The 24,568-nt window shown below is 46.9% G+C and carries 17 protein-coding genes; 2 read left to right on the top strand and 15 right to left on the bottom strand.

Translation table 11 applies throughout. The features are described from left to right. Positions 1–13 precede the first annotated feature (13 nt). The 15 genes from B5X68_RS08235 to B5X68_RS08165 all read right to left on the bottom strand — a co-directional run bounded on the left by B5X68_RS08235 (position 14) and on the right by B5X68_RS08165 (position 23,020). A complete protein-coding gene (locus B5X68_RS08235) occupies positions 14–1,312 on the bottom strand; it encodes an MFS transporter (RefSeq protein WP_082214226.1) in 1,299 nt (432 codons plus the stop codon). Further along, positions 1,312–1,950, bottom strand: a complete 639-nt coding sequence (locus tag B5X68_RS08230) for a bifunctional 4-hydroxy-2-oxoglutarate aldolase/2-dehydro-3-deoxy-phosphogluconate aldolase (RefSeq protein WP_082214225.1) — start codon at positions 1,948–1,950, stop codon at positions 1,312–1,314. Before B5X68_RS08230 ends, B5X68_RS08235 begins: the two co-directional genes overlap by 1 nt. Beyond that, positions 1,947–2,954, bottom strand: coding sequence for a 2-dehydro-3-deoxygalactonokinase (locus B5X68_RS08225; RefSeq protein ID WP_082214224.1), 1,008 nt, complete (start codon positions 2,952–2,954; stop codon positions 1,947–1,949). The genes B5X68_RS08230 and B5X68_RS08225 overlap by 4 nt, the downstream gene beginning before the upstream one ends. 78 nt (positions 2,955–3,032) lie before the next feature. Further along, entirely contained in the window at positions 3,033–5,249 is a 2,217-nt protein-coding gene (locus tag B5X68_RS08220) for a pyrroloquinoline quinone-dependent dehydrogenase (protein WP_082214223.1), read from the bottom strand. A 34-nt stretch (positions 5,250–5,283) separates the two neighbouring features. After that, the gene (locus B5X68_RS08215; protein ID WP_082214222.1) at positions 5,284–6,762 is read right to left on the bottom strand and encodes a RagB/SusD family nutrient uptake outer membrane protein; all 1,479 of its coding nucleotides are present in this window, start codon (positions 6,760–6,762) and stop codon (positions 5,284–5,286) included. 13 nt (positions 6,763–6,775) lie between these two features. After that, a complete protein-coding gene (locus B5X68_RS08210) occupies positions 6,776–9,766 on the bottom strand; it encodes a SusC/RagA family TonB-linked outer membrane protein (RefSeq protein ID WP_082214221.1) in 2,991 nt (996 codons plus the stop codon). Positions 9,767–9,892: 126 nt separating this feature from the next. Next, positions 9,893–11,134 (bottom strand): galactonate dehydratase, encoded by a 1,242-nt coding sequence (dgoD, locus tag B5X68_RS08205; protein WP_082214220.1) that lies wholly within the window; start codon positions 11,132–11,134, stop codon positions 9,893–9,895. A gap of 40 nt (positions 11,135–11,174) precedes the next feature. Continuing rightward, positions 11,175–12,416: an enolase C-terminal domain-like protein gene (locus tag B5X68_RS08200; RefSeq protein WP_082214219.1), complete on the bottom strand. Its 1,242-nt coding sequence runs from the start codon at positions 12,414–12,416 to the stop codon at positions 11,175–11,177. A gap of 106 nt (positions 12,417–12,522) precedes the next feature. Next, entirely contained in the window at positions 12,523–13,560 is a 1,038-nt protein-coding gene (locus B5X68_RS08195; RefSeq protein WP_082214218.1) for a LacI family DNA-binding transcriptional regulator, read from the bottom strand. After that, on the bottom strand, positions 13,560–14,915 hold the full coding sequence (locus tag B5X68_RS08190; RefSeq protein ID WP_082214217.1) for an enolase C-terminal domain-like protein: 1,356 nt from the start codon (positions 14,913–14,915) through the stop codon (positions 13,560–13,562). Before B5X68_RS08190 ends, B5X68_RS08195 begins: the two co-directional genes overlap by 1 nt. A gap of 64 nt (positions 14,916–14,979) precedes the next feature. Next, positions 14,980–16,521 (bottom strand): SusD/RagB family nutrient-binding outer membrane lipoprotein, encoded by a 1,542-nt coding sequence (locus B5X68_RS08185; RefSeq protein WP_082214216.1) that lies wholly within the window; start codon positions 16,519–16,521, stop codon positions 14,980–14,982. A 36-nt stretch (positions 16,522–16,557) separates the two neighbouring features. Continuing rightward, positions 16,558–19,689, bottom strand: coding sequence for a SusC/RagA family TonB-linked outer membrane protein (locus B5X68_RS08180; RefSeq protein WP_082214215.1), 3,132 nt, complete (start codon positions 19,687–19,689; stop codon positions 16,558–16,560). 469 nt (positions 19,690–20,158) lie between these two features. After that, positions 20,159–22,483: a mechanosensitive ion channel family protein gene (locus B5X68_RS08175; RefSeq protein ID WP_170916606.1), complete on the bottom strand. Its 2,325-nt coding sequence runs from the start codon at positions 22,481–22,483 to the stop codon at positions 20,159–20,161. Between the two features lie 19 nt (positions 22,484–22,502). After that, positions 22,503–22,814: a hypothetical protein gene (locus B5X68_RS29185; protein WP_229208336.1), complete on the bottom strand. Its 312-nt coding sequence runs from the start codon at positions 22,812–22,814 to the stop codon at positions 22,503–22,505. Continuing rightward, positions 22,811–23,020: a hypothetical protein gene (locus B5X68_RS08165; RefSeq protein ID WP_082214213.1), complete on the bottom strand. Its 210-nt coding sequence runs from the start codon at positions 23,018–23,020 to the stop codon at positions 22,811–22,813. Before B5X68_RS08165 ends, B5X68_RS29185 begins: the two co-directional genes overlap by 4 nt. 126 nt (positions 23,021–23,146) lie before the next feature. Here B5X68_RS08165 and B5X68_RS08160 point away from each other — a divergent pair, with 126 nt between their 5' ends. Both B5X68_RS08160 and B5X68_RS08155 read left to right on the top strand, forming a co-directional pair. Next, positions 23,147–23,884: a DNA-formamidopyrimidine glycosylase family protein gene (locus B5X68_RS08160; protein ID WP_082214212.1), complete on the top strand. Its 738-nt coding sequence runs from the start codon at positions 23,147–23,149 to the stop codon at positions 23,882–23,884. Positions 23,885–23,964: 80 nt separating this feature from the next. Further along, on the top strand, positions 23,965–24,558 hold the full coding sequence (locus tag B5X68_RS08155; protein WP_082215266.1) for a 2OG-Fe(II) oxygenase: 594 nt from the start codon (positions 23,965–23,967) through the stop codon (positions 24,556–24,558). The last annotated feature ends 10 nt before the right edge of the window (positions 24,559–24,568 follow it).

The following is a 24,568-nucleotide window of genomic DNA, read 5'->3' as shown; positions in this document are numbered from 1 at the left end:
ACTTTCGACAGTATCACCGCAATTCATCCAGCTCCACAATTTTTGCCGTCTTTGTCAGCAAATGTATTATCAGCCAGGCGATGAGATAAGTGCATCCGCAGATGGTGAAGATGATATTATAGCCCTCTTCCAGATTTCCTGCGGCTTTGTAACTATCCAGCAGACTTCCAATCAATATCGGAAACAAAATCCCTCCGACAGCCCCGGCCATACCGCCGATGCCTACTACTGAGCTTACGGCTTGTTTTGGAAAAAGGTCGGACGGCAGAGTGAAAACGTTCGTTGCCCAGGCCTGGTGTAATGCTACGGCGAAGCTGATGAGGCCCACGGCGATCCAGACGTCACCTGCGAATTGGATCAGGATTACGGATAATTCGAGTACGGCGAAAGCAAGGAGCACGGTTTTTCTGGCTTTCAATGTGGGCCAGCCTTTTTTGATTAACCATGAAGATAAGTAACCGCCGCCAATGCTGCCGATTGTGGTTGCAGTGTAAATCAGCATTAATTCAAGGCTAGGTTTTTTGAGATCCAGGTTGAATGTAGAGGCAAAGTAAGACGGCAACCAAAAGAGGAAAAACCAGTAAATGGGATCTATAAGGCCTTTTCCGGTTATATAAGCCCAAGTTTGCGGGAATGTAAAAAGCTTAATCCACTGCACAGGCTGCTTCTCGGCGTCGTGTTCGTCCTGGTCCTGGCCGCTGACGATGTAATGCAATTCTTCGGCGCTGAGGCGTTTTTGCTGTGCAGGAATGTCATAATAAATCAACCAGAAAACCAACCATACAAAACCCAATGCGCCAGTGATCCAAAACACTTCCTGCCAGCCATAATGACTTAATATCCATGGCACAAGCAACAGTGCAACCACCACGCCCACACTGGTTCCGGCATTGAAAAGTCCTGTTGCCAATGCACGTTCCTTTTTTGGAAACCATTCTGCAACCGTTTTCACCGCCGCCGGATAATTCCCCGCCTCGCCCAAACCAAGTCCCACACGCGCGACGCCAAAACCAAATGCGCTCCTGGCCACCGCGTGCAACATGCCTGCAATGCTCCAAAAAACAATGGTGATCGAGTAACCCAATTTCGTCCCGATTTTATCAATCAGCCAGCCAAACAGCAACAAACCCAGCGCATATGCAGCCGTGAAGGCCATGACAATACGTGCAAAATCTGTTTCCGTCCACACAAATTCCTTTTCAAGAATCGGTTTGAGCAAACCAATGATCTGCCTGTCGAGGTAATTGATGGTTGTGGCTGTGAAAAGCAGCACGACAATGAGCCAGCGGTAATTCTTGGTTTTATTTGGCATTACAAAGCTAGTTTGCTGTGAAATTGACGGAAATGTGCTTTCAGGCCTTCCCAATTCTGTTCTTGAATCAGCTTTTTGTCAAACAACTGCCCTCCTACTCCGAGGCCATTGGCCCCGGCTTTCAGGAAGGTGGCCATGTTTTCCAGGCCAACGCCGCCGGTCGGAAGCAATTTGAGCTGGTTCATAGGAGCTTTTAAATCTTTGATATACTCCGGGCCGAGAGAAGTTGCGGGATAAATTTTCACCATTGTTGCACCCAGCGTCCAGGCGTTGTAAATTTCTGTCGGCGTGAATGCGCCCGGAAAAATGGGAACCTTCTTTTTGACACAGGATTTGATCACTTTTTTATTGATAATAGGTGTCACAATGAACTGAGCACCCGCTTCGAGCGCTATTTCCAGATCATCTTTTGTGCACACTGTCCCTGCACCAATGTTAAGCCCTTCGCCCTCCGATTCCAGGGCTAACCGGATCATTTCGGCGGCACCAGGCGTGTTCATCGTTATTTCAATGGTTGTTAATCCGGCCTCCCTGTAAATCGGCAGGATCTTTTTCACATCGTCTGGTGAAATATTACGGATAATGCCCACCAAAGGTGCTTTGTTAAATAATTCCCAGGAAAATGTACGCTCACTCATAAGTTTATTTTGTTCAATAGTAAATTCTGAAATTCGAATATTCTGATCTGTCCGGCAGAGGCAGCATTGTCAACCGTTTCGGACGGCACAATGATGGTGCTTTTGCTAAGTTGCAGCGTTTCAATGGCTTTTTGATAAAGTGCATGAAGATTTTGACCACAGCAAAGTATAAGTTGCCAGTTTGTTTCACGGTTCAATTGCCGCAGTTCAGAGCCTATCAATATCCCGCTCAAATACATTGCATTTTGTTTTTTATCTAATAAATCAAAAAGCTGCCTCGTCCTTACTGTAAATAATGCATTTAAAATCTCTGAATATTCCGATTCCCTGATCCCATCTTCAAAAGCCTTCCACTCGGAAGCTGTAATTTGCGTTCCTAAACCTGCTGTAACTGAATCCTTTAATATGCTGTAATTAGCCATCACATTAAAGACCTCTCCCGTCATATAAGTTTTGAAATCAACGAGCACACCTTTTTCGATATACAAATGTTTGGAGTGCGTACCGGGAAGAATGAATATCGCGTCGATATCCATCGAAAGATCAATCATTTCCGCCAGACCAATAAGCTGCGTTTCCTCTCCCCGCATCACGTCCCGGCTGCTGCGCACGCCGGAAAACAGCATAATGTCATTGGGCAATGTCTCATCCGCTTCATGATATTTAATCAAAACATCACTCCCATCCAGCGCGAAAGGAAGCTGCGCATAAGGAATTTCCTGCATACCAATTGAGGAAGAGGCCATGCCTGACATCAGGATTGTAATGTTGTCCAAACTGAAACCGGCTTTGATGGATAGTGCGTCTATTTGATTTTTTAGCTGTTCTTTAAAGAATGTTATGCGTTCGATTCCGCTTTGTTCGCGTTGTTTCCAAATGTCGTAAGTTTGGCCAATTCCGTTTTGGGAGATTTGCTCGGCAATTAATCTTTGATCTCCCCGGTTGATTAATTGTAACCGGAATGAAGTTGTTCCCCAATCGCAGCAGAGAAGGTATTTGTTCATTTTTGCTAGGTTTTGACTCAGTAGTTCTTTGCTATTAAAGTGTTTTTGCCTTTTTGTCAGCCTGAGCGGTCGAATGCCTCACGGCAATGCGAACGCAACATACGTCCCGCCCGCTTTCAACCCGTAACGCGCTCCGCCTGCTGCGATGGCAATGTATTGCTTGCCATCGACCATATAAGTGATCGGGGTTGCAAAGCCTCCGGCGGGCAGCTTGTATTCCCAAACGACTTTTCCTGTTTTGGTGTCAAATGCCCTTAATTTCTCATCATAAGTTGCTGCGATGAAAAGCAAACCGCCTGCCGTGACGATGGGTCCTCCGTGGTTTTCTGTGCCTGTGGGTGGGATTCCTTGCTTGGTTAATTCAGGATATTCTCCTAATGTGACTTTCCAGAGATATTCGCCGGTATTAAGGTCAACAGCGTTTAATGTTCCCCAGGGTGGTTTGATGGCAGGGTAATTGTCCTGATCGCGGAACTGGACATTGCCATTATTCACATAAGGAGGTGAATGCGGGAAATCGGCAATGGTTTTTTTTATGTCGGAAACGGCATGAATGTCGTTGGCTGCGGATTTTGTTTCCATATTTAAAAGGAAATTGACAAGCTCTTCGCGGTCGGCTTTGGCAATGTGCTGGAAAGATGGCATCCTGCCGCGGCCGGTTTCCAGCAACGCGCTGATCTGCGCGCGGCTAATTCTTTTTCCAATGTCTTTTAATGATGGATAGGCTTGCGTTCCTGCTGTTGCGGGCGCATTTTTACCGTCGGTTGCATGGCAGGCTGCACAGTTTGTATTAAACAAAACATTGCCTTTTGACAATGCCTTTCCATCCGATTTTTCCCTGGCGTCGCGCATTTTGAGCCACCAGAGCATATTGTTGGCGTTTACATACATAATTCCGTTTGGATCAGCGGCTGCACCGCCCCACTCTGCTCCGCCTCCGATGCCGTATAGCAAGCTTCCTTCCAATGTTGGCGGCAGGTTTTTGGGTCCTATAATGCTGTTTGTAAACCGGTCGAGCACGTAGGCATGTGCTTCGGGCGTGCGGTTCGTGATGTCTGCTTCAGTTAAGGTCTGGTTTGCGAATGGAGCTGGTTTTACGGGAACAGGCTGTGTGGGCCAGGGTTCTTCGCCGGGTAATGCGTTGGAAGTTGGCGCAGGCATTTCTTTTACATCAAATAGCGGTTTACCCGTGTCACGGTCGAAAAGGAAAATAAGCCCGTCCTTGGTTGCCTGGGCTACTGCTTCTATGGTTTTGCCTTTGCTTTTAACTGTGATCAGATTCGGCGGGCAGGGAATGTCGCGGTCCCACAGATCGTGGTGAACAGTTTGGAAATGCCACCTGCGTTTTCCGGTTGCTGCATCCAGCGCGATGACACAATTGGCAAACAGATTAGTCCCTTTTCTTGCGCCTCCATAAAAATCCACTGACGGCGAGCCGGTCCCCAGAAACACCGTGCCGCGCTTTTTGTCAATGACCATACCGGCCCAGCAATTGGCCCCGCCCAGCTTTTTGTATGAATCCTTTGACCAGGTTTCATAACCGTATTCCCCTGGAAGCGGAATTGTCCTGAATACCCAGGCCAGCTTGCCCGTGCGCACATCAAATGCACGAATGTGGCCGGGTAAAGCGTCGCCGCCTTCGGATACAGATGAACCGGTTATTAGTAAATTTTTGTAAATAACGCCGGGCGTAGTGGAGCGAATGTTGAAATTATTAATGTCATAACCGTAGGTTTCTTTGTCACCAAGTCCTTCATGAAAATCAACTTCGCCGTTTTTACCAAACTCTTTGACCAACTGCCCGTTATCCGCATTAATGGCGTATAATGTTGAGCCTGCTGTATACAAAATCCGTTTATCATTGCCATCCTGCCAGTAAACAACACCGCGCACAGGATGAAATCTCGGCCGCACATTCGGGTCTGCATAAGGGTCGAATTTCCAGAGCTCTTTGCCTGTTGCTGCCTCGATGGCGAACACCTTCAAACGCGGCGTGGTGCCGTACATAATGCCATTGATGACAATGGGCTGGCATTGCATATCCCCGCCGCGCTGCTGCTGATCCTTATTTTCACCCGTGTCGTACGACCAGGCTGGTTGCAGGTTTTTAACATTGTCTTTGTTGATCTGAGTCAGCGCAGAATAGCGGCTTCCACCACTGTTTCCGCCATAAGCAGGCCAGTCTTCGCCAGGACCCGAAGACTTTCCAGGCTTTGTAGACCTGGAAAGCTTCATCCCGCAAAAAAGACCGATTACCAAAAGAACACTCAGATATTTCACAGCGTTTCGGGTCATTTTTTCAAAAATTGGGCGCTGTCAGGCGCTTTGTTTAATTCAAATTCGGATTAATGGATGTGTCCGTGTAAGGCAGCGGCAGCCAGTAATTGGCTTTCGTGATCGGCTTGATCGGCTGCAAATCGTCCGGACTCTTTTTAGCATTGGCTTCCTCAACTTTTTCCAATCTTACGAGGTCAAACCAGCGGGTTCTTTCGCAGGCAAATTCCCAGGCACGTTCCTGCACGACGGCATCCGCAAACTGCGCGGCTGTGAGGCTTCCCATCGTCAAGGGTTTTGTTCCCGCAGGAAGGCCACGCAGGCGAACCTGGTTCAGGGCATCATAAGCAGCCTGGTCCGGCCCGCCGGCTCCGCGTGCTTTCGCCTCGGCGTAAATTGTCAGCACGTGCGGGTAACGCATCATGACAGACGGCAGCGAAATGCTGGAAGTTACGATGTTGCCCTTGATATACCACTTTTGATAATAGGGATGCTTGGTAAGGCTGTTTTGCCATGGAATTTTTGTGGCGCCCAATCCGAATTCCGTGCGGAATGTAGCGTCTTTTCTGGGGCCGGCGGGAAAGTCGCGGAAGAAATTGAGTTCGGCAAACATATCGTCCCAGCCGCCTTCTTCACCGGGCATAGTCGTGTTTCCGTAAGTTGCATTGGCGGTGCCGCTTCCGGCTGCAAATCCGCTGATCTGGAAAACGGCTTCTCTTGTTCCGGATGAGGCGGGATCATTTTCAAAAACGGCGGCGAATGTTGGCAGGAGTTCGAAACCATATTGTGCACGGTTATCGATTACTTCTTTTGCTTTTGCTGCGGCCAGCGCATATTTGTCTGTTTGTTTCAACGGCCAGCCCGCCATCGTCAAAAAAACGTCGGCCAGAAATGCTTTCGCAGCACCTTTATTTGCTCTTCCCGGATCGCGTTTTGTGTTGGGCAAATTGTTCTCTGCCACCGTCAAATCGGCGATAATGAGGTCATAAACCTGCTGGGGAGTTGATTTGCCAACAGTCAGCAGTTCATCGGAATATTCCCCGGCTGTAATAAGCGGAATGTTTCCGTAAAACCGAACCAGCCAATAGTAAGCGAATGCACGGATAAAATGCGCTTCACCAACGATAATGTCGATTGTAGCCTTCGTTCCAACGGTTTTTTCCCAATTATTGATCACATTATTTGCTCCCTGAATAGCCTTATAGCAACCTGTATAAACGGCATTGGAGCGCTGGTTGGTTGTAGAAGGATTGAACTGATCAAACTCGCGCCAGTCGGCCTTGTTACTGGCCGGATGCGTGGTCACATCGTCGCCGCCTAACATTGCAGCTTGTGCCCCCGGGTGAATGAATCCATAAGACCACTGTGATCCGAGCCCTTTGTAAGCGCCTGTCAGCGCCGATTCGAGCCCGTCTTGTGTGGAAAGCACGTTTTCGCCGTATAGCAAACCCGTTGTGTCTTCTTCCAGATAATCTTTGCAGCCCGCGCCTGTCAAGAGCATTGCCGCTAATATGAGTATGTTATATTTTTTCATTGTGTTGTCTGAATTAGAATCCAAGATTAAGCCCGATTGTGTACACTTTTGCATTCGGATAGGAACCGCGGTCGATGCCCATTGCTGTATCCGTGTTGGAACCCACATTGCTGGATTCCGGGTCCGGGCCAGTGTATTTTGTGAAGGTCAGAACATTGGTTGCGCTCGCAAAAACGCGGATTGTGGCTTTGTCTTTGAAGATCGACGTCGGCACATTGTACGAAAGACTTACGTTTTTCAACCGCACATAACTGCCGTTTTCAACGAAGCGGCTGGATTGTGTGAATGGCTGATATGTTTTGGTAAAGGCAGGAATATCAGAATTCTCATTTCCAGGACGATAGTAATCCCTGATCTCGGTCAGCAAAAACTGGCGTGCTTCTCCTGAGCCGGACATAGCGCCTGCTCTGGTGTAATTCAACTTATCCAATCCAAATGCGCCCTGAAAGAATACATTCAATGTCAATCCACTATATGTGAATGTGTTATTCCAACCTCCGGTGAGTTTTGGGAAAGCACGTCCTACAATTTGAAAATCATCTGTTGTGATTGCATTATCACCATTGACATCTTCATAACGCGGATCGCCCGGCACACGGCCTTGTTTTGCGGCTGCGTCGGCGTCGGCTTGCTTAAATGTTCCCAGATAATTCAGTCCCCAGTAAGAGCCAAGCGGTTCGCCTGGTTTTAGCATAAATTCATTGGTAATCGACATCCCGCCGCCAGCGCCCGTTCCCGTGCCCAAACGCGGCAAGCCACCCAGACTAAGCACCTGGTTTTTCAATGTTGAGAAATTCAGATTGGTTTCCCAGGAAAATTTTCCGCTTTCGACGGGCGTGCCGCCAATAGCAAACTCGAAACCTTTGTTTTCAATTTCACCGACATTTCTAACCTGTGTTCCGCCGCCTGCATAGTTGGGCAAAGCCACATTAAGCAGCAGATCAGTTGTATTCTTATGGAAGTAATCCGCTTCTACATGCAGGCGGCCATTCAGGAATTCCATTTCGATACCCACGTCGGTTTGCCTGGTCGTTTCCCATTTCAGGTTTTTATTTCCCTGGTTTCCCTGGATCACGCCAGCCGTTACTGCGGTATTGTTAAAGGCCATTTGCGTGGTGTTATATGGCGATAATGTAGCATAAGGGTTGATTGCCTGGCTGCCTGTCATCCCCCAGCTGGCACGTAATTTCAGGTTGCTGAAAACGTTGATGTTCTTAATAAATTCCTCCTCGGAAAGTCTCCACCCCAATGCTACGGACGGGAAAACGCTGTTTCTGTTGTCCTTACTAAATTTGGAAGAACCGTCTCTTCTGATGGCTGCCGTTACCAGATATTTATCCCTGAAAGCATAATTTACACGTCCTAAAAATGATAGCAATGTCCATTTTGAATAACCCGAAACGACTGTTGCTGCTGAATTGCCACCAATGTTGTCGTAACCCAGCTGCGGAAAGCGTAAGCCCGTGGCGGTTGCCGTGAAGTTCCTGTCGGTAAATTGCTGTGTTTCCAGAACTGCCACTGCATTGATGGAATGGTTGCCAATGGTCGTGTTGTAATTCAGTGCATTGGTGTTCTGCAAGGTTACCTGCTCAGAAGAATAGCGTGATGCACTCGGGTTATTGTTAGAAAGTCTTTTCCCTGTAAAGTTCTTGTTCTGCGCATTCAGGTAGTTGATCGCATATTGCAAATCCAGGCTCAGTCCTTTGACAGGCAACTGCCAGTTCAGTCCTCCGATCGCATTGATGTTCATGCGGTCGATGTCATTAGATTTGTCATAAAGCTGATCCAGCGGACTTCTTGAAACAGAACCGATCGGATCGGCAAATGTGGGCTGGCCGTCTTCGCCATAAGCTGGCGTTGTAGGCGCCCATTGCAATGCTTCGATCAATGCGCCGCCGCCGTCTGTGTTATGGTTCATAGATTTTGCGCCTGACAAATTCAGCCGCATCGAAAGCTTCTTATTGATCTGCGTATTCAGGTTTGTTCGCAAAACATAGCGCTTGAAACCACTGTTTTCGACTATTCCGCGTTGCTTCACATAATTTCCTGAGACCAAAAATGACGTTTTCTCATTACCGCCTGAAACTGTGATCTGCTGCTGGGTCCCGCCGCCTTTTCTGTAAACCAGATCTTGCCAGTCAGTGCCGCCGTTTTGCTTAAAATTTGCAATCTGGGCATCGGTAAACGGTGTGTTAGATCCGGTTGCAATGGCTCTTGCATTTACAATTTCGGCAAATTCTCCGGCTGGCAGAATGTCAAATGTTTTAATCACATTCGAAACACTTCCTTGTCCTTCGTAATTTACTTTCAGGCCTTTTGTGCCTTTTTTGGTGGTGATAATCACAACCCCGTTCGCACCCCGGCTACCATAGATCGATGTCGACGCGGCATCTTTCAGAATTTGAAGTGACTCAATATCAGCGGGATTGAGCAAGTTATAATTCGCTCCTACAAACCCGTCGATCACATATAAAGGATCATTGTTTCCCAAAACCGAGTTCGCTCCCCGCACCCTTACGCGGGCATCTCCACCCGGCGCGCCATTGGACTGTGTAACCTGTACACCCGCCGCCCGGCCTTGCAAAACCTGATCAAGGCGCGTGATGGGTTGCTGGGAAAATTCTCTTGTTGAAACCACCGATAAGGCGCCCGTAACGTCTGTTTTCTTTTGCGTTCCGTAACCCACTACGACCAGCTCTCCCAAACTGGTGGACTCCTGAACAAGCTTTAAATCAATGGTTGTCCGGTTATTGATAGCGACTGTCTGGCTTTGATAACCGATAAAAGAAAAAACAAGACTTCCGTTTCCGGGCGCGTTAATCGTAAAATTGCCGTCAGCATCTGTAACTGTCCCCGTTGTGCTTCCGCTTAACAAAATGCTCACACCGGGCAGGGCAACATTGTCCTGATCGGTCACCTTTCCCGTTAATCTGCTGCTCTGCGCAAAGACGTAGCTTTGACTCAGAATGAGATGTAACAAAACCAAGCTTACCAGTTTTTTCATAATTTAAGGCAAATAGATGTTTATAGAAAAAATTTAAATAATACAATTTTTGGAAACATTTAGAAATAGCGAAGCTCGACCTGCGTGAGCAGACTTGCATTTGTTCAATATGAAAGAGCGTTAGGTTTACCAGTCGACTACTGAGCCGTCGAGTGCATTATAGGTTTCAGGATTTTTCCAATCGTGGCCGATTTTGTCTTTCAGCTGGTCTTCGTCGAGTTCTATTCCCAGTCCTGGGCCGGTGGGAACCATTACAGTGCCGTCTTTTTGCAGTTTAAATGGGTTTTTCAAATAACCTTCTCCTAATGTCACCTGTTCCTGCACCAGGAAATTGGGAACGCTGGCTGCAAGCTGTAAGCCAGTGGCCAAAGAAATTGGCCCCATGGGATTGTGCGGGGCAATTGGCACATAATAAGCTTCTGCCATTCCGGCGATAATGCGTCCTTCCGTAATGCCACCTGCATGGCAAAGATCGGGCTGTACAATGCTTGCCGCGCCTTTTTCCAGAATTTCACGAAAGCCCCACTTGGTAAAAATGCGCTCGCCGGTCGCGATCGGCAAATGCGTTCCGCGGGCGATTTCGACCATTGTATCCACATTCTGCGCCTGGCAGGGTTCTTCTATAAACATGGGTTGGTATTGTTCCAATTCCTTAATTAAAACTTTGGAAGTCTGCTGGGAAACGGCTCCGTGAAAGTCGATGGCAATGTCCATTTCAGGTCCGCCTGCTTCTCTCAACGATGCAAAATTGTCGGCCGCGTACCGGATGAATGCAGGGTTCTCCACAATGTTGGCCGGGTTTTTCTTGGCAACCCCTGTTTTGATTACCGTGAAACCTTCTGCTTTGCGCTTTTTCATGTCCTCGGCGTTGGCTGCACGTCCATAAACGCGGACCCGGTCACGCGTTTGCCCGCCAAAAAGTTCGTAAATAGGAACATTCAGCAGCTTACCCTTAATGTCCCACAGTGCCTGATCAATTCCACTGAGCGCGCTGGTAAGGATCGGGCCGCCGCGATAAAATGCATGTCGGTAAATGGCCTGCCAATGATGTACAACCTGCCTCGGGTCTTTGCCGATTAGATAAGGCTCCACTTCCTGAATGGCCGTTTTGATCGTAAGTGCACGTCCTTCCAGAAGCGGCTCGCCCAAGCCGATCACGCCCGCATCAGTGTGGATTTTCAGAAATATCCAGCGTGGCTTCACCAGAAAAGTTTCCAGTTTCGTGATCTTTACACTTCCATACTCACGGAACGGTGCCGGCGTGGAAGCATATGAAGATTTTGGCAAAAGCATTGTTCCCATAGCAGCCACGCCCAAAACGGACTGGATGGCTTCTCTGCGGGACATTCCTTTTTTTGTTGCGTTCATCGGACTACAGATTTAGGAGCTTTGAATGATTGAGCACTGATTACCAGTTATGAATCGAGCCGTCCGGTGCTTTCAGGATCGGATGCGGGAATTTAGTCTTCTCTTTCACTTCCATGACAAACGTGGCCTTTTTCGGGTCAAACTTTACACCCAGGCCGGGGCTGTCATTGAGATACAACTTGCCGTTTTTAAAATTGATAAAATCCTCATTGAAATAAGGCGGACGCTCCGGTTCACCTCCGCCCAGCTCCATCATCGCACGCATGGGACTGCTTGATCCCAAAACATGAACAAGTGTAGCAGTGGATAATGGACCAGTAAAATGCGGGATCATGCCTACATAATGCGTTTCGCACATTGACGCGATTTTCTTGAACTCGCCAATGCCGCCGGTGTTCGGAAGCGTAAACCTGGTGTAGTCGATGAGCCTGTTTTCAATCAGTTCATTGGTGTCCCAGCGGTCGCCGAACTGCTCGCCCACAGCAATAGGAACTTTGGTCATGGATCTTACATTTTTGTAGACGCCCGGATTTTCAGAGCGCACAATGTCTTCGATGAAATAAGGTTCCAGGTCTTCCAGTGCCGTGCATATTTTCAGGCCGTCGGTCATATCAAACCGCGTGTGCAGGTCAATAGCCCATTTGCCGCCACCGCCCACGGCCGTATCTATCCTTTTACAGAATTCGATTGTCTTTTTTACATTATCATAAAAATCGAAGGGCTGATCGCCGTTGCCGCCGGTGGGGCCGATCCGATAGGACCTTAACCCGGCTGCTATGCAATCCTGGGCTCTTTCTTCTTCGGTTTTGGCTTTGGAAGCGCGGAATCCGGTGGCGTAACATTCAATGTAATCGCGGGTTGCGCCACCCAGCAATTCATAAACGGGCACGTTCAGTGCTTTGCCCTTAATGTCCCAGAGGGCCATTTCGAGCGCGCCCAGTGCGTGCAGTTTTTCACGTCCGGGCGGATAGAACATGCCGCGATACACATTCTGCCAGATATGCTCAATGCGGAACGGGTCCTCACCGATCATCATCTGCGCACATTGCTCGATCATATCTTTGGAACCGCCTTCGCCGATGCCGATAATGCCGCCATCGGTTTCGATTTCTACGATTCCCCGGGCTTGATTGAAGAGTGGCTTGTTATAGCCGGGAGCCGCGTAATAGCGGATTTTGGTAATCTTCATTTTTGACGCAGCCTCGGCTTTCAGAAGCGGAAGACCGGTCATGACCGCAGCAGAGCCAAGCGCTGTTGATTTTAGGAATGTTCTTCTATGCATATCAAAAATTGGGTTCAGGTTATTTATAGGTTATTGATTATTTGCCCAGGGCCGGAACGTTTTGCAACCGGTTGTTCATTAATCGATTAAGCATTTTTACAAAAAATTATTCTGCCAACCAGACAGATTTTGCCATAGATGAATCTCTGGCGATCAGCTTGGCTTCCATCAGGATTTGCTTCATTCCTTCGTCGGGATTTTTTAGTTTTTTCAAAAGATATTCTACTGATGTTTTTCCTAACAATTCCAATGGCTGACGCAGGTAAGTGATCGGACAATAGTAAAGATCAAAAACCTCTGCCTGACCAAAACTTACAATTGCGAGATCCGACGGCACTTTTAGCCTGAGCTCATTAATGTATTTTAACCCGTTGATCGCCAGGCCATAAGTAGCAAAAATCAATGCTTCCACTTTATGCTCGGAAGCGAGAAGCTCGTCAATGGCCGTTTTTACGTCCTGCTCCATATTCTCGAACATGACCTCTTTCAGCCAGTTGCTTTCGAATTCAATATTGTTATCGCTCAACGCGTATTTATATCCCCGGATCCTTTCGACCATGTGATACATCTCTGATTTGTAAGCGATCAGCCCGATCCGCTCATAACCTGACTTGATCAGGTGAATGCCGGCGTCGTAGGAAGCTTTGTAATTGTTGGTCGCGACAAAGTCCGTTTGAATGTCCGGAAAATGCCTGTCCAGCAGCACAAAAGGTAGATTTCTCTCTTTCAGATATTGTATCTGATTTTCAGATCCTTCGCAGGAAACAATGATGAACCCGTCGACTTGCCTGTTGATGAGCACATTGAGCAAATCCCAGGATTTATCTGCATTTTCATCACAGCTTCCAATGATGACCGTGTAACCGTTTCGCTTTGCCTCATCTTCTACGACTCTGGCAATGTTGGCAAAAAACGGGTTTGAAATGTCTGCAATAATAAGTCCGATTGTATGCGTTTTGCCGCTTCTAAGGCTTTTGGCGAGGTGATTGGGCTGGTAATTAAGCTCTTTTGCGATCTCTCTTACCTTTTTAGCGATCACCTCTCCCACCCTGGTCTCCTTTTCTTTCCCATTGAGGACATAGGAAACCAGGGCGGTTGATACACCGGCTTTTTGGGCTATGTCTTTGAGGGATGTTTTTTTCATTAGGGACGAATCAATGTTCCATCGAATTTTCTTACTTGCCAATTGGATTTGGTGGTGATCGGGTATTTGGCGGCGGCTTTTTCGTCGATGTCTACACCAATGCCGGGGACTTCATTCACGGACATATAGCCGTTCTTCATGGTCGGGCAGCCGGAGAACACTTCTTGTGTTTTTTCATTAAAACTCACCGCTTCCTGAATTCCGAAGTTCCAGACAGCAAGGTCAATGTGGGCGTGCGCCGAGTGTCCAACGGGCGAGACGTCACCAGGTCCGTGCCAGGCTGTTTTTATATTGAACCACTCTCCCAACCTTGCTACTTTCATCGCCGGCGTTACTCCGCCGATCTGCGAAACGTGAATGCGTATAAAGTCAAACCACTGATTGACCATTGGTTCTACAAATTCATTGACATTATTGAAAAGCTCGCCCATAGCGATCGGGACAGTCGTATTCTCACGAAGTATTTTAAACCATTTCTGATTTTCGGGAGAGAAGGGATCTTCGATAAAGAATGGGTTAAACTCTTCTAATTTTTTGATCATATTGATGGCATTCATCGGCTGTACCCGCTCGTGGATGTCGTGCAGCAGCTCAATCTCCTCTCCACAGCTTTTCCTTACTGCTTCAAAAAGTTTAGGAATTGCTTTCAGATAGCTGTTCTCATTCATAAAACTGTCGGTAGGACCGCCGAAGTTTTCCTTTTTGAAATCGGGCTGCTCGGCTGTGCTGCCTACGGCTCCATAACCTCCCTGCTGAATGCGGATATACTTAAAACCGCGCTCCTGTATGCTTTTCACACTTTCAACCGTTGCCTCGGGCGTGTTACCATTGGCATGCGTGTAACAGGGAACCGCAAACCGGACTTTCCCTCCAAGTAACTGATAAAGAGGCATTCCGGCACGTTTCCCCTTAATATCCCAAAGCGCCTGATCCAGACCGCTTAATGCATTGTTAAGGACAGGGCCATTCCGCCAGTAAGAACTTACATATGCGCCATGCCACATGTCTTCAATGTTATCCACATCCTTTCCAGCGCAGAATTCATTCAGATAAGTGTTTATTGCAACCAGCACCACGGCGGCGCGCTGCGTGAAAGTAGCGCAGCCCAGACCATATAATCCGGGTTCGGAAGTTTCCACTTTCACCACGATGAGGTTGGAACCCTGGGGCGCTGTGGCAATGGCCCGCACACTTTTGATAGTGACCGGTTTCATTGCTTTGGCATAATGGGGCGTTTCTTTCTCTTCCCTTGCTTTTGCCTGAGCAGTTCCGCCAAACAAGCCTAATATTCCTGCTGACCCGGTAAGGCCCAATGCTTTCATCGTTTCGCGACGATTCATATTACTATGATCCATATGTTTTTGGATAAAATGAAAATGTTAAAGGTTCAGGCATTAAAAGTTTCTGTGCTACAAGGTTTTACTTCTTATCCCACCAAACGCGTGTATTGAGGTCGTTAGGGCCTTGCCTGGCATTGGCGTCGTTGACGTTTTGCAGGTTTACGATGATCTCACTGTCGGGGTAAGGCATGCGCCTGATGAAATCTTCTTTAATCTCCGAGCCTGGATAAGGATTTTTCTTCAACGCCGGAAAGCCGCTCCTTCTGAAATTGGCAAAGAGCTCATTACCGTCCAGGAATGAGGCCACCCAATATTGCGTATTAATTTGCTCTAATGCCTTTGCCGCATCTAAGGGATGTGCTTTCAGATAAGCCTGGATTGCATCTTCCTTAATGGCAGCGCTCGGATCGTAAAGCGCCATTTGCTCTAAATGTGCCCTCACACCATTGGTAAAATAAGTTGCTGCGGTGCCGCTTACCCAGCCGCGAACGGCGGCTTCGGCCAGTAAAAGCTGATTTTGCGCGTAAGTAATATGAAACTCGGGAGCGTCTAGTTTTAATACCGTCGTCAGGTCGACTTGCGTAAAATCCCAGAGGCTTGCTACACCATTTTGTGCCAAAACCGTATTGATTGTCACGTCATTGTAACCCATCGGCATGCCAATCTGCACTTTCGGATCCGATGATGCGCGGGCTGCAACCTGCTCGGGACCGCCTTTGGCACCTACATAGCGCACCGCCATCACTGCCAGCCGGGGATCGTTGTTTTCTTTAAGATAATTGACAAAGGGCGCTGCGAGGTAAAAGTTTGTCTTTTCCCTGGCAGCCAGGTGGTTGGCAATGTAGTTATTGTAAATGGCCGTGTGACGAATGATCGAATTATCTGCATTGCTCTCAAATAATCCGCCCGCTACCGCCTTGGTAACATACGTTTTTGCAGTAGTCTGATCCACCTTTGTCAAGCGCATGGCGGCGCGCAGCATTAACGAATAGCCCAGTTTTTTCCATTTAGCAACATTTCCTCCATACAAAATATCGGTTGTCACTGCCGGCTGAGCAACATCCAGAGCTCCCGAAGCTTCATCGAGTTCTTTTAAGATATCTTTATAAATGGCCTCCTGCGGATCATATTTTGGCCTGATCACTTCACTGATGTAGCCCTGACCTGCTTCAAAATAGGGAATGTCGCCATAAGTGTCGGTCAGGATCATGAATGCGTATGCTTTCCAGATCCGGGCTGCATGATATGTGTTGGACTGCATGGGATCATCTTTTGTTTGATCCGTTACGGCCACTACTTGCTTGATCACATTCCGGTAGAAATTGACCCAGACAAGCGGCGTATTCGCATTGTTAAACTGGTTATAATTCCCCCCCGACAGCGAACTTCCATAGGGCGTAATGATCTGTTGCACAATGCCAAAATTGTAGGTTAGCATGCCCAGCGTAGAAACGCCGTCCAGATAAGTGGTGCTGATAATGGCTTTGTTCAAAATCAGCGACGGGGCCAGCGAGGTCGGGTCCACTTTATTGGTATTAATCTCGTCAAAGCCTTGATCACAGCCTGTTATCAAACTAAGTGATAACAGTGCTGCTAATGTATATTTTGATATAGATTTCATTTTAATGCTGTTTTGAAAAGTTTGGATAACCGCGTTTCAGAATTTCACATTCAGGTTAAAGCCGATACTTCTCGTTGGGGGCAGGCCTGGCCAGAAATCCAGTCCGGTTGCATTGTCTGAGGAGTTCAGCACTTCTTCCGGATCCATGTTTTCTGTCCATTTCTTGATGATCAGAACGTTGTTGGCCACAGCGCTTAAACGCAAGCCTTTGACAAAGAAATTTTCTGGTAACAGCTTTCCAAGGTCATAGCTGAGCGTGATCTGACGGAGTTTCCAGAAGCCCGCATTGTTTACAAAATCTTCGTTGACCCCAAGCGGGTTAACTGACTCGTAAAATGGCTGAACTGCCGCCTTGGTCTGATTTACCTCACCATCCGGATTTACACCATTTCCAATCACAAAGCCTTCTGCACGTCCCGGAAGCGTTCTTTTGGACAGCCCGTGGCGCAGATAATTGATGTTGCGGCCTGCGATCATTTTGTGCCCAAGCTTGAAATCAATCAGCGTTGAGAGCATTATTCCCTTATAAGTGAATGTGTTGGTAATGCCGCCAAAATACTTTGGAAGCGCGTTGCCTACATTTCTCAAAGTGTTGTTTCTGATGGGCATGCCACTGTTTTTATCAAAAACCTGCCTGCCCTGCGCATCTCGCTGGTACATGAACGTATAAAGCTGCCCCAATGGCTTGCCCACCACCATGTTCAACGTCCGGCCGCCGCCGCCGCCCACCGTAATCACCGTATCTTTCTCAGCCAGGCCCAATTTCAGGACTTTCGAAGTGTTATAAGACACATTAAAACTGATGTCCCACTGAAAATCCTTCGTATTAACCGGCGAACCTGTCAGCAGCAACTCGATTCCTTTGTTCATGCTCCGGCCCACATTAATCAGCTGCGCTGTATAGGAAGATGCGTCTGATATTTGCGCGGCAAGGATCTGATCGTCCGTAGTTTTATGATAATAGGTAAAGTCAAAACCGATCTGGTTGTTGAACAACTTCATTTCCAGGCCTGCCTCAGCTTCCTTGATCCGCAATGGCCGTAAATTTTTGTTAGGGACCGTCGAGGCGTTAATCCCGCCTACCGGCACAAGCTGCCCTGTCGGATTTGGGAACGAGTTGTTATCGACCGCATAGTACAATGCATTGGAATATGGGTTCACATTATCCGATCCTACCTGTGCATATGCCGCCCTCAGCTTTCCAAAAGTGATCCACGAAGGCAGGTTTGAGAATGCTTGTGAAAAGATAAAACTTCCTGTTACAGACGGATAGAGAATGCTCCGGTTTTCCGGTGCCAATGTCGAAAACCAGTCGTTTCTGGCCGTTACATTCAGGTATAAAAACTCTTTATAGGAAATCGTTGCGGCTCCGTACAGTGAATTGATTTTCTTTTCAGACAAACCATAGAGCGGATTTTTTACACGGCCGTTCATCACTGTATAAAGTCCCGGCTGAATAAAATCCTGGACCGTAACGCTGTTGTAATCCATCCGTGCATAACGCTGGTTTCCACCCAGGGTAACGTCCAGACCGATGTCCCCGAAATTGTGATTTCCTCCCAGGATGAAGTCAAAATTACGTTCCGTGTTACGGCGTATATCCTGTGTAAATTGTCCATTAACGTAGCCCACAGGCGCTTTTGCAATGGGTGCGTATCCATTTGGAATGTTGTATTCCTGGTTTCGCACATAAAAATCCTGCGCAATACGTCCTTGCAGATACAACCATTTGGTGAACTGGTATTTCATGGCAATGTTTCCGAAAAGCCTGTCACGTGTGATGGTTTCAAAGTGCTTGCTCATCGAATAGTACGGATTATTCCGCACCAGAAACCTTGAAAACACAAACTCATCGCCATTAGGCTGCGTCTGGTTTTGTTCGAGGGCTTCAAATGGCATCGAATTCGCCAGGGTCATGATCACCGTAGAAACTGCAAAGTCCTGTGTGTCAATCTGCGGCGGGTTCGTGTTCTTTTCTTTTGAGTAATTAATGTTACCAAAAACCGTGAGCTTTTTCGAAATGTTTTGCGTGAATCCCAGGTTGACGATTTTCTTGTTGAATTTGTTATTCTGCATGATCCCGCGGTTATCCGAATTGGCCAGCGATAAGCTGAAACCGCCGTTTGCACCATTATTCGAAACGGTTACCGTGTTTGTCATGTTTGTGCCGGTGCGATAAAATTTCTTGATACGGTTGAAAACAGGCTCATAGGGCCAGGTTTCATTATCAAAAAGGATCTGCGTCATACCGGGCTCAAACTTTTCCCCGAAGCTCCAAACTCCCGAAGTCGGATTTGCCGAGGTAGGCCGCTTACCGCCTTCGCCTTGCCCGTATTCATACTGAAAATCAGTAAAATCCAGCGGCTGATCTGTGGTGAGGTTAATGTTATATTCCACTCCGATGCCTTTTCCAGTGCCGCGATTTTTTGTCGTGATCATTACCACACCGTCCTTCGCCCGCGAGCCGTATAATGCAGCCGCTGTGGCTCCTTTCAACACCGTCATGGATTCAATGTCATCGGGGTTAATGCTGGAAAGACCATCACCGCCATCGGAAGCATTCATGGACCGTGGCCCAAAATCCCCGCCTCCGGCATAATTGGAATTATCAATAGGAACACCGTTCACAACGATTAAAGGGCTGTTCTGGCCGCTGAACGAGGACTGACCACGAATACGGATCTTGGCCGTTCCACCCGGGCCCGTCGACAACGAGGAGATATTTACGCCAGCCATTTTCCCTTGCAGAGAGCTGACGACATTGGGTGTACGGTTGGTCGAAATCTGATCCGCATTTACCGTAGCCGTTGCATAACCCAGCGTTTTAGCTTCTCTTTTGATACCCAGCGCTGTTACCACCACTTCGTTAAGGTTCTTGGATTCCAATGCCAGCTGCACATCGATCACAGACCTTGAATCGACTTTAATTGTTTGGCCCACATAACCAATGTAAGAGAACACAAGGCTGGAATTGGCAGGTGCTTCCAGGCTGAATTTCCCATCCGAACTGGTAACGGTTCCCTGCTGCGTGCCGCTTACAAGGACGTTCACGCCGGGAAGCGGTTCATTTTCCTGCCCGGTGACAGTTCCGGTAATTCTGCTGTTTTGTGCCCATGCCATCGCGCTGAGCAATATTAACAGCCAAGTAACTGTAAATGTTTTTCTCATCTTCGCATCGTAAGAATGTGAATAATAAATAGATGAAACGCGCTAACTATATGCCATATACGCACATAGTTTTTCCGTGTTTGCCTGAGTGAATGTCAGCCAATCCGTCCTGATATGAAATATTTAGACACTAAACCGGAACATGAATGCTCCCGGCACCAGTTTAATCGATTAAGCAATTGATTTTAATAATCTGCTTTAAATGATTGTGTTAATGGTTAAAAAATTGACGCTTTTGTAGGATTGAATTTGGTATAACCTGAAAATAGAAACGCGGTGACCCGACGACAATAATAAGTTTCTATGGATAATTTTATAATAATTCTTTTATAAAGATTATTAACGCTCCCAAATGTAAGTTTAATCGATTAAACTAAAAATTTTTAACACAAAATTTTTATACATTTTAATCAAATACGCCTATTAGGTCCTAATAGGCGTCCAAATGCATCCCTTGCTCAGGGTTCGGTTACATTACTTTGATCTCGCTGGCTTTGAAGCGGATTAATATTTGTTCTAAAACGTAGCTCTTGAATGTTGTTTCTGAGTAAACACTGTTGAGCCATACCATAATTTTGAGTTCGATGCTATCGCCCGTTATGGCGTTCAAAAGGATTTGTCGGGGCGCTTTTTTTACAACACCCTCCGCTTTGTCTACAATTTCATTGATGATCTTTTTGACCTGCTCTAAGTCGGCTTCCGAAGTTATCTTGAATGTTACCTCACTTTTCAGGCGGGCGTTACTTGTGGTGTAGTTGACCAGTCTGCCCGATAGTAAATCGCCATTGGGAATAATAACCTTTGAACCTTGCGGGGTTAGCATTCGACTGGACCGGATCCCAATGTCGAGCACCTTCCCTTTTTTGTCGGCCAGTTCAATGTAATCGCCAATTGTAAAAGGCTTTTCAAATATCAGTATGATCCCGGACACGAAATTATTGACAATGTTCTGCATACCAAGGCCAATGCCGACTCCTAATGCACCGAGTAAAACAGAAATTTTGTCAAGGGGCACACCGGACGCGGTAACAGCAAAAAGAAATCCTAATACAATGATAATCAATCTGACAAGCGCAAGCTTTGAACCTTTATGAACTGTATCTGTCGTAAAATTCACGTCAGGCCCCGAGAACAGCAGACCGACATGCTTTTGCAAATTGTTAGCCAGCCAGATGATCACGGAAAAAAACAGCACATTGCCCAATGTAAATGTGATAGACCCGAAAGTGCGGGGTTTTTCCAGGACTTGCAGCAAAAATCCGAAGATAGGGTCAACAATATTGAGGTTTATGCAAAACACCAGCAACCATAAAAGCACTGATATAAAGGATATTAACTTTTGGAATGATGCGCGGCTCTTATCAATGTTAATACGCGAAAATAATCTTTTTGAAGCAACACTCACCTTCGTATGCAGTTCCAGCGCTTCCAAAACCACGTGTACAAAAATGCCAAGGCTCAGGACCTGAATAAGCCCGCTGATGGCGGTAACATTAAAGGATTTAGCCAGTGAAATACGCCCCAGGGCGTTCAGGACAACAGCCAGGATGTTCAGAGCAATATAGATTATCACAACGGGCTTAATGAATTTTTCCTCCATTTTCACCTCGCGCAACTTCCGGAAAAACCACACCCCAAATGCAATCGAACCCAGATTAAGCGCAATTAATGCTAACCGGGAAAGGAAAGATTCGCTCACCAAAATATTACTGATAACGGTAAGAACGTACAATATCAGCACCGAAAACCACCATAGCAGTTGTTTCCCAGGGAGCCTTTTCATGAAAAAGATCGTCATGGTAACCAGCAATAAAAACTGGTTCAGCTCGATGTAAATGGACGGCGATCTTGGCTCAAATAAGGGGGTAATGTTGAAAAGGAAGATGAAAGTGGCCAGTATCGGCCTCGGGTTAATGTATTTAAAATCCAGTGGACCTATGTCCTTACTGATCGCAGCGCCTTTTGCAAGTCTGAAATTCACGAAAATCCAGACAAAAAACCCTGCGGAAAGCAGCAAAAGCAATACGCGGTTATCCCATGTCGACTGAAAAAAGTAGCGCAGGATTTTGTTTTGCCCGGTATAAGAAACCTTAATGAGATCATTCAGCCTGGTATTTCCGTCGCCTTTTGAAGCTTTCCAGATGTAGCTGGATTCCTTGCCTAACAAGTTCCGCCCGGATTCTTTGATGTAATCATTAATGGTTGTTTCCAGGTCGTTTGCACGAAAATAAATTTCCGACACTTCTGCCAGCAAGTTGCTGACCGTGTCCAGATTGGCCGTCGTTGTTTCTCCGGCCAGTTGTAATTTTTGTTGCAAATCACTGATCTGACCTGAATAAAGCTGTTTCTGTGTTGAATCGCCCGCTTCAACCGCCAAAAGCGAATCCCGACCAAAATCAATGACTTGTTCTGAAAGGAATTGGAGTTCAGAGTTATGCTTGCTGAGCGTCTTACGCCATTGTCCCGTCCGCTGCTGTACATCGGTGAGCATCAGCCGGTAATTCTGTAAATCTTTGTTGCCGGGAATAGCATTTTCGATACTCACTGCCGCCTGGATCTGATCCACATTACGCCTTACGCCTACCAATTCCTTTTGGATCACATCGCTGTCGTAACCTTTCTTATTGGCCGCATTGATCTGCGTAATCACCGCCTGCGCCTTCTCGATTCTGAAAAGCAGCGTGTCCGGTATAACGACGGAGCGGGTGGATTTTTTTGTGGTGTCTTGTGCTGCAACTGGCAGCGAAAGCAGGATTATAGTCAGGAGTGTGTAAAAAACTTTACTTTTTGTCATATGATTTTTAGCTGTTTTCTCAGTTCTTATCCACCAGTACAATGCTGGCGGGACGGTCGGAACTGTTTGCATCACCGGAAGTTTCCAGTTTCAATTTTTTGCCGGTTTCATCTGCTTCTTCCAAAAGCTCGAACACCCGTCTTTCCCCAACCATCAGAAGGGCCTGGAATAAAACGCCGGCATATTTACTTTCTTCACTTTCGGGCCCTTTCGCTTTGGCCAGATCATTGTAATGCCCGAAAAGATCTTTCCCTTTTCCCATAGCTGTTTTATTGGTTTTGGTTAAAAAAGTGGAGGTGAGGTTCAACTTACTCAAAATGGCCCCGATCATTCCGTTCCTTCATAATCTTTAACGTCCTGTTCGGAGATCTCCACGATCGCGATCACTTCACCTTTCACTTGGTCCTGCCCACCCTGGTTGACTACATTATTGATATAGGATTTGCCCGGAAACGTCGGGGATTGAATAATGTGGCGCTCAAATGTCAGTATATTTTCTTCCGACGTGGAGGCAATTGTAATCATGAAATTTCTCATTGCTTGCTTGTTTGATGATGATCAATTGTAAAACGGACTTCAATAAGTGTGCCCGGGAAGCGGAAAATCCTGGCATCATTGTTTGATATTGCTATTAAAACAACATTTCCATTAATATCCTTAGTCATGCCCGAGGGACCGTCCATTGTCATTTTAAGGGAATCAATTGAGGCCCTGAGTCTGGACAACTCAGTGATCAGACTTGCCGAAGGCAACACCAAAATAGATATAGACCGGCTGACAGATAAGAGAGTGGTTGCTTTCAGATCATGGGGAAAGCACTTTTTAGTGTGTTTTGAGGATTTCATTTTGCGTATTCATTTCATGCTTTTCGGTTCTTATCTCATCAATGAGCGTAAGAAAACGCCGCCCCGCCTGAGCTTGATTTTTGATGACGCAGAGCTAAATTTTTATGCCTGTTCCGTGGCCATTCTGGATCAGCCTGCCGACGAAATTTATGACTGGAGCGGTGATATCATGTCCAATTCCTGGGATCCGGCCAAGGCAATCAGGAAGTTAAAAGGTGCGCCGAAGCTGCTTGCATGCGACGCGTTACTGGATCAGAATATTTTTGCCGGAAGCGGTAACATTATCAAAAATGAAGTCCTATTCCGGATCATGGTTCACCCGCTAAGTACGGTTGGAGAGATGCCCGAGACGAAGCTGAAAGAAATGGTAAAGGAAACCCGAAATTACAGCTTTGATTTTTTGCACTGGAAAAAAGAATTTACACTGAAAAAACACTGGCTGGCTCATACCAAAAAGATGTGCCCACGTTGCCTGATCCCATTTCATAAGGAATATTTAGGCAAAACAAAAAGAAGAAGCTATTACTGTGAGAACTGCCAGAAGCGATATAACTGATGTACAGACAGCGATAATGCAACCGATTAACGTTATCTTCACCTGAACCGGAAAACGCCGGGTCGGTTAATATGCCTTATTTGCAAACCATCTTTAATGAACTCATCGACAGCTACATCGATAACAAAGTAGGCATTGCAAAGGATTTTCTCAGCGCTCCGCTGGCCTCTAATCTGAAAGCCAATTTAATGTCGCTGCTGGCAACAAACCAGCTTCTTTCGGCAGGCACAGGCAACGACACCAAGGTCGTCCATGACCAATTATATCGCAGCGACAGCATTTACTGGCTCGATCGCAAGCACAATGATCCGCACGAAAACGATTTTTTCGATTTAATGGATCAATTTGTGGAACATTTGAACCGAACCTGCTACACTGGCATTACCGGCTACGAATTTCACTACGCGCTGTATCAGTCCGGCAGTTTTTATAAAAAGCATTTCGACCAGTTCCGAAACAATTCCAGCCGCCAATATTCCATGATTATGTATCTGAACACAAACTGGACATCTGGCGACGGAGGCGAGCTGCGTATTCACAATACCGATCACGAGCAAGATATCGCCCCCACAAACGGCAAAAGTGTCTTCTTTAAAAGCAGCGAACTGGAACACGAAGTGCTGCTGACAAATAAGCCCCGAATGAGTGTGACGGGGTGGTTGAAGGTCGGTTAGGAAGCCCGAC

Source organism: Dyadobacter psychrophilus (assembly GCF_900167945.1).
Lineage (GTDB): Bacteria > Bacteroidota > Bacteroidia > Cytophagales > Spirosomataceae > Dyadobacter > Dyadobacter psychrophilus.
The sequence above is the reverse complement of the archived record's forward strand: the minus strand, read 5'-3'. Positions and strand labels throughout refer to the sequence as shown.

Excerpts from the sequence above, each read along its gene's own strand:
- B5X68_RS08230 (WP_082214225.1), bottom strand. The coding sequence starts at position 1,950 with ATGAGTGAGCGTACATTTTCCTGGGAATTATTTAACAAAGCACCTTTG.
- B5X68_RS08200 (WP_082214219.1), bottom strand. The coding sequence starts at position 12,416 with ATGCATAGAAGAACATTCCTAAAATCAACAGCGCTTGGCTCTGCTGCG.
- B5X68_RS08160 (WP_082214212.1), top strand. The coding sequence starts at position 23,147 with ATGCCCGAGGGACCGTCCATTGTCATTTTAAGGGAATCAATTGAGGCC.
- B5X68_RS08180 (WP_082214215.1), bottom strand. The coding sequence starts at position 19,689 with ATGAGAAAAACATTTACAGTTACTTGGCTGTTAATATTGCTCAGCGCG.
- B5X68_RS08185 (WP_082214216.1), bottom strand. The coding sequence starts at position 16,521 with ATGAAATCTATATCAAAATATACATTAGCAGCACTGTTATCACTTAGT.
- B5X68_RS08165 (WP_082214213.1), bottom strand. The coding sequence starts at position 23,020 with ATGAGAAATTTCATGATTACAATTGCCTCCACGTCGGAAGAAAATATA.
- B5X68_RS08190 (WP_082214217.1), bottom strand. The coding sequence starts at position 14,915 with ATGGATCATAGTAATATGAATCGTCGCGAAACGATGAAAGCATTGGGC.
- B5X68_RS08175 (WP_170916606.1), bottom strand. The coding sequence starts at position 22,483 with ATGACAAAAAGTAAAGTTTTTTACACACTCCTGACTATAATCCTGCTT.
- B5X68_RS08210 (WP_082214221.1), bottom strand. The coding sequence starts at position 9,766 with ATGAAAAAACTGGTAAGCTTGGTTTTGTTACATCTCATTCTGAGTCAA.
- B5X68_RS29185 (WP_229208336.1), bottom strand. The coding sequence starts at position 22,814 with ATGATCGGGGCCATTTTGAGTAAGTTGAACCTCACCTCCACTTTTTTA.
- B5X68_RS08215 (WP_082214222.1), bottom strand. The coding sequence starts at position 6,762 with ATGAAAAAATATAACATACTCATATTAGCGGCAATGCTCTTGACAGGC.
- dgoD (WP_082214220.1), bottom strand. The coding sequence starts at position 11,134 with ATGAACGCAACAAAAAAAGGAATGTCCCGCAGAGAAGCCATCCAGTCC.
- B5X68_RS08195 (WP_082214218.1), bottom strand. The coding sequence starts at position 13,560 with ATGAAAAAAACATCCCTCAAAGACATAGCCCAAAAAGCCGGTGTATCA.
- B5X68_RS08225 (WP_082214224.1), bottom strand. The coding sequence starts at position 2,954 with ATGAACAAATACCTTCTCTGCTGCGATTGGGGAACAACTTCATTCCGG.
- B5X68_RS08235 (WP_082214226.1), bottom strand. The coding sequence starts at position 1,312 with ATGCCAAATAAAACCAAGAATTACCGCTGGCTCATTGTCGTGCTGCTT.
- B5X68_RS08220 (WP_082214223.1), bottom strand. The coding sequence starts at position 5,249 with ATGACCCGAAACGCTGTGAAATATCTGAGTGTTCTTTTGGTAATCGGT.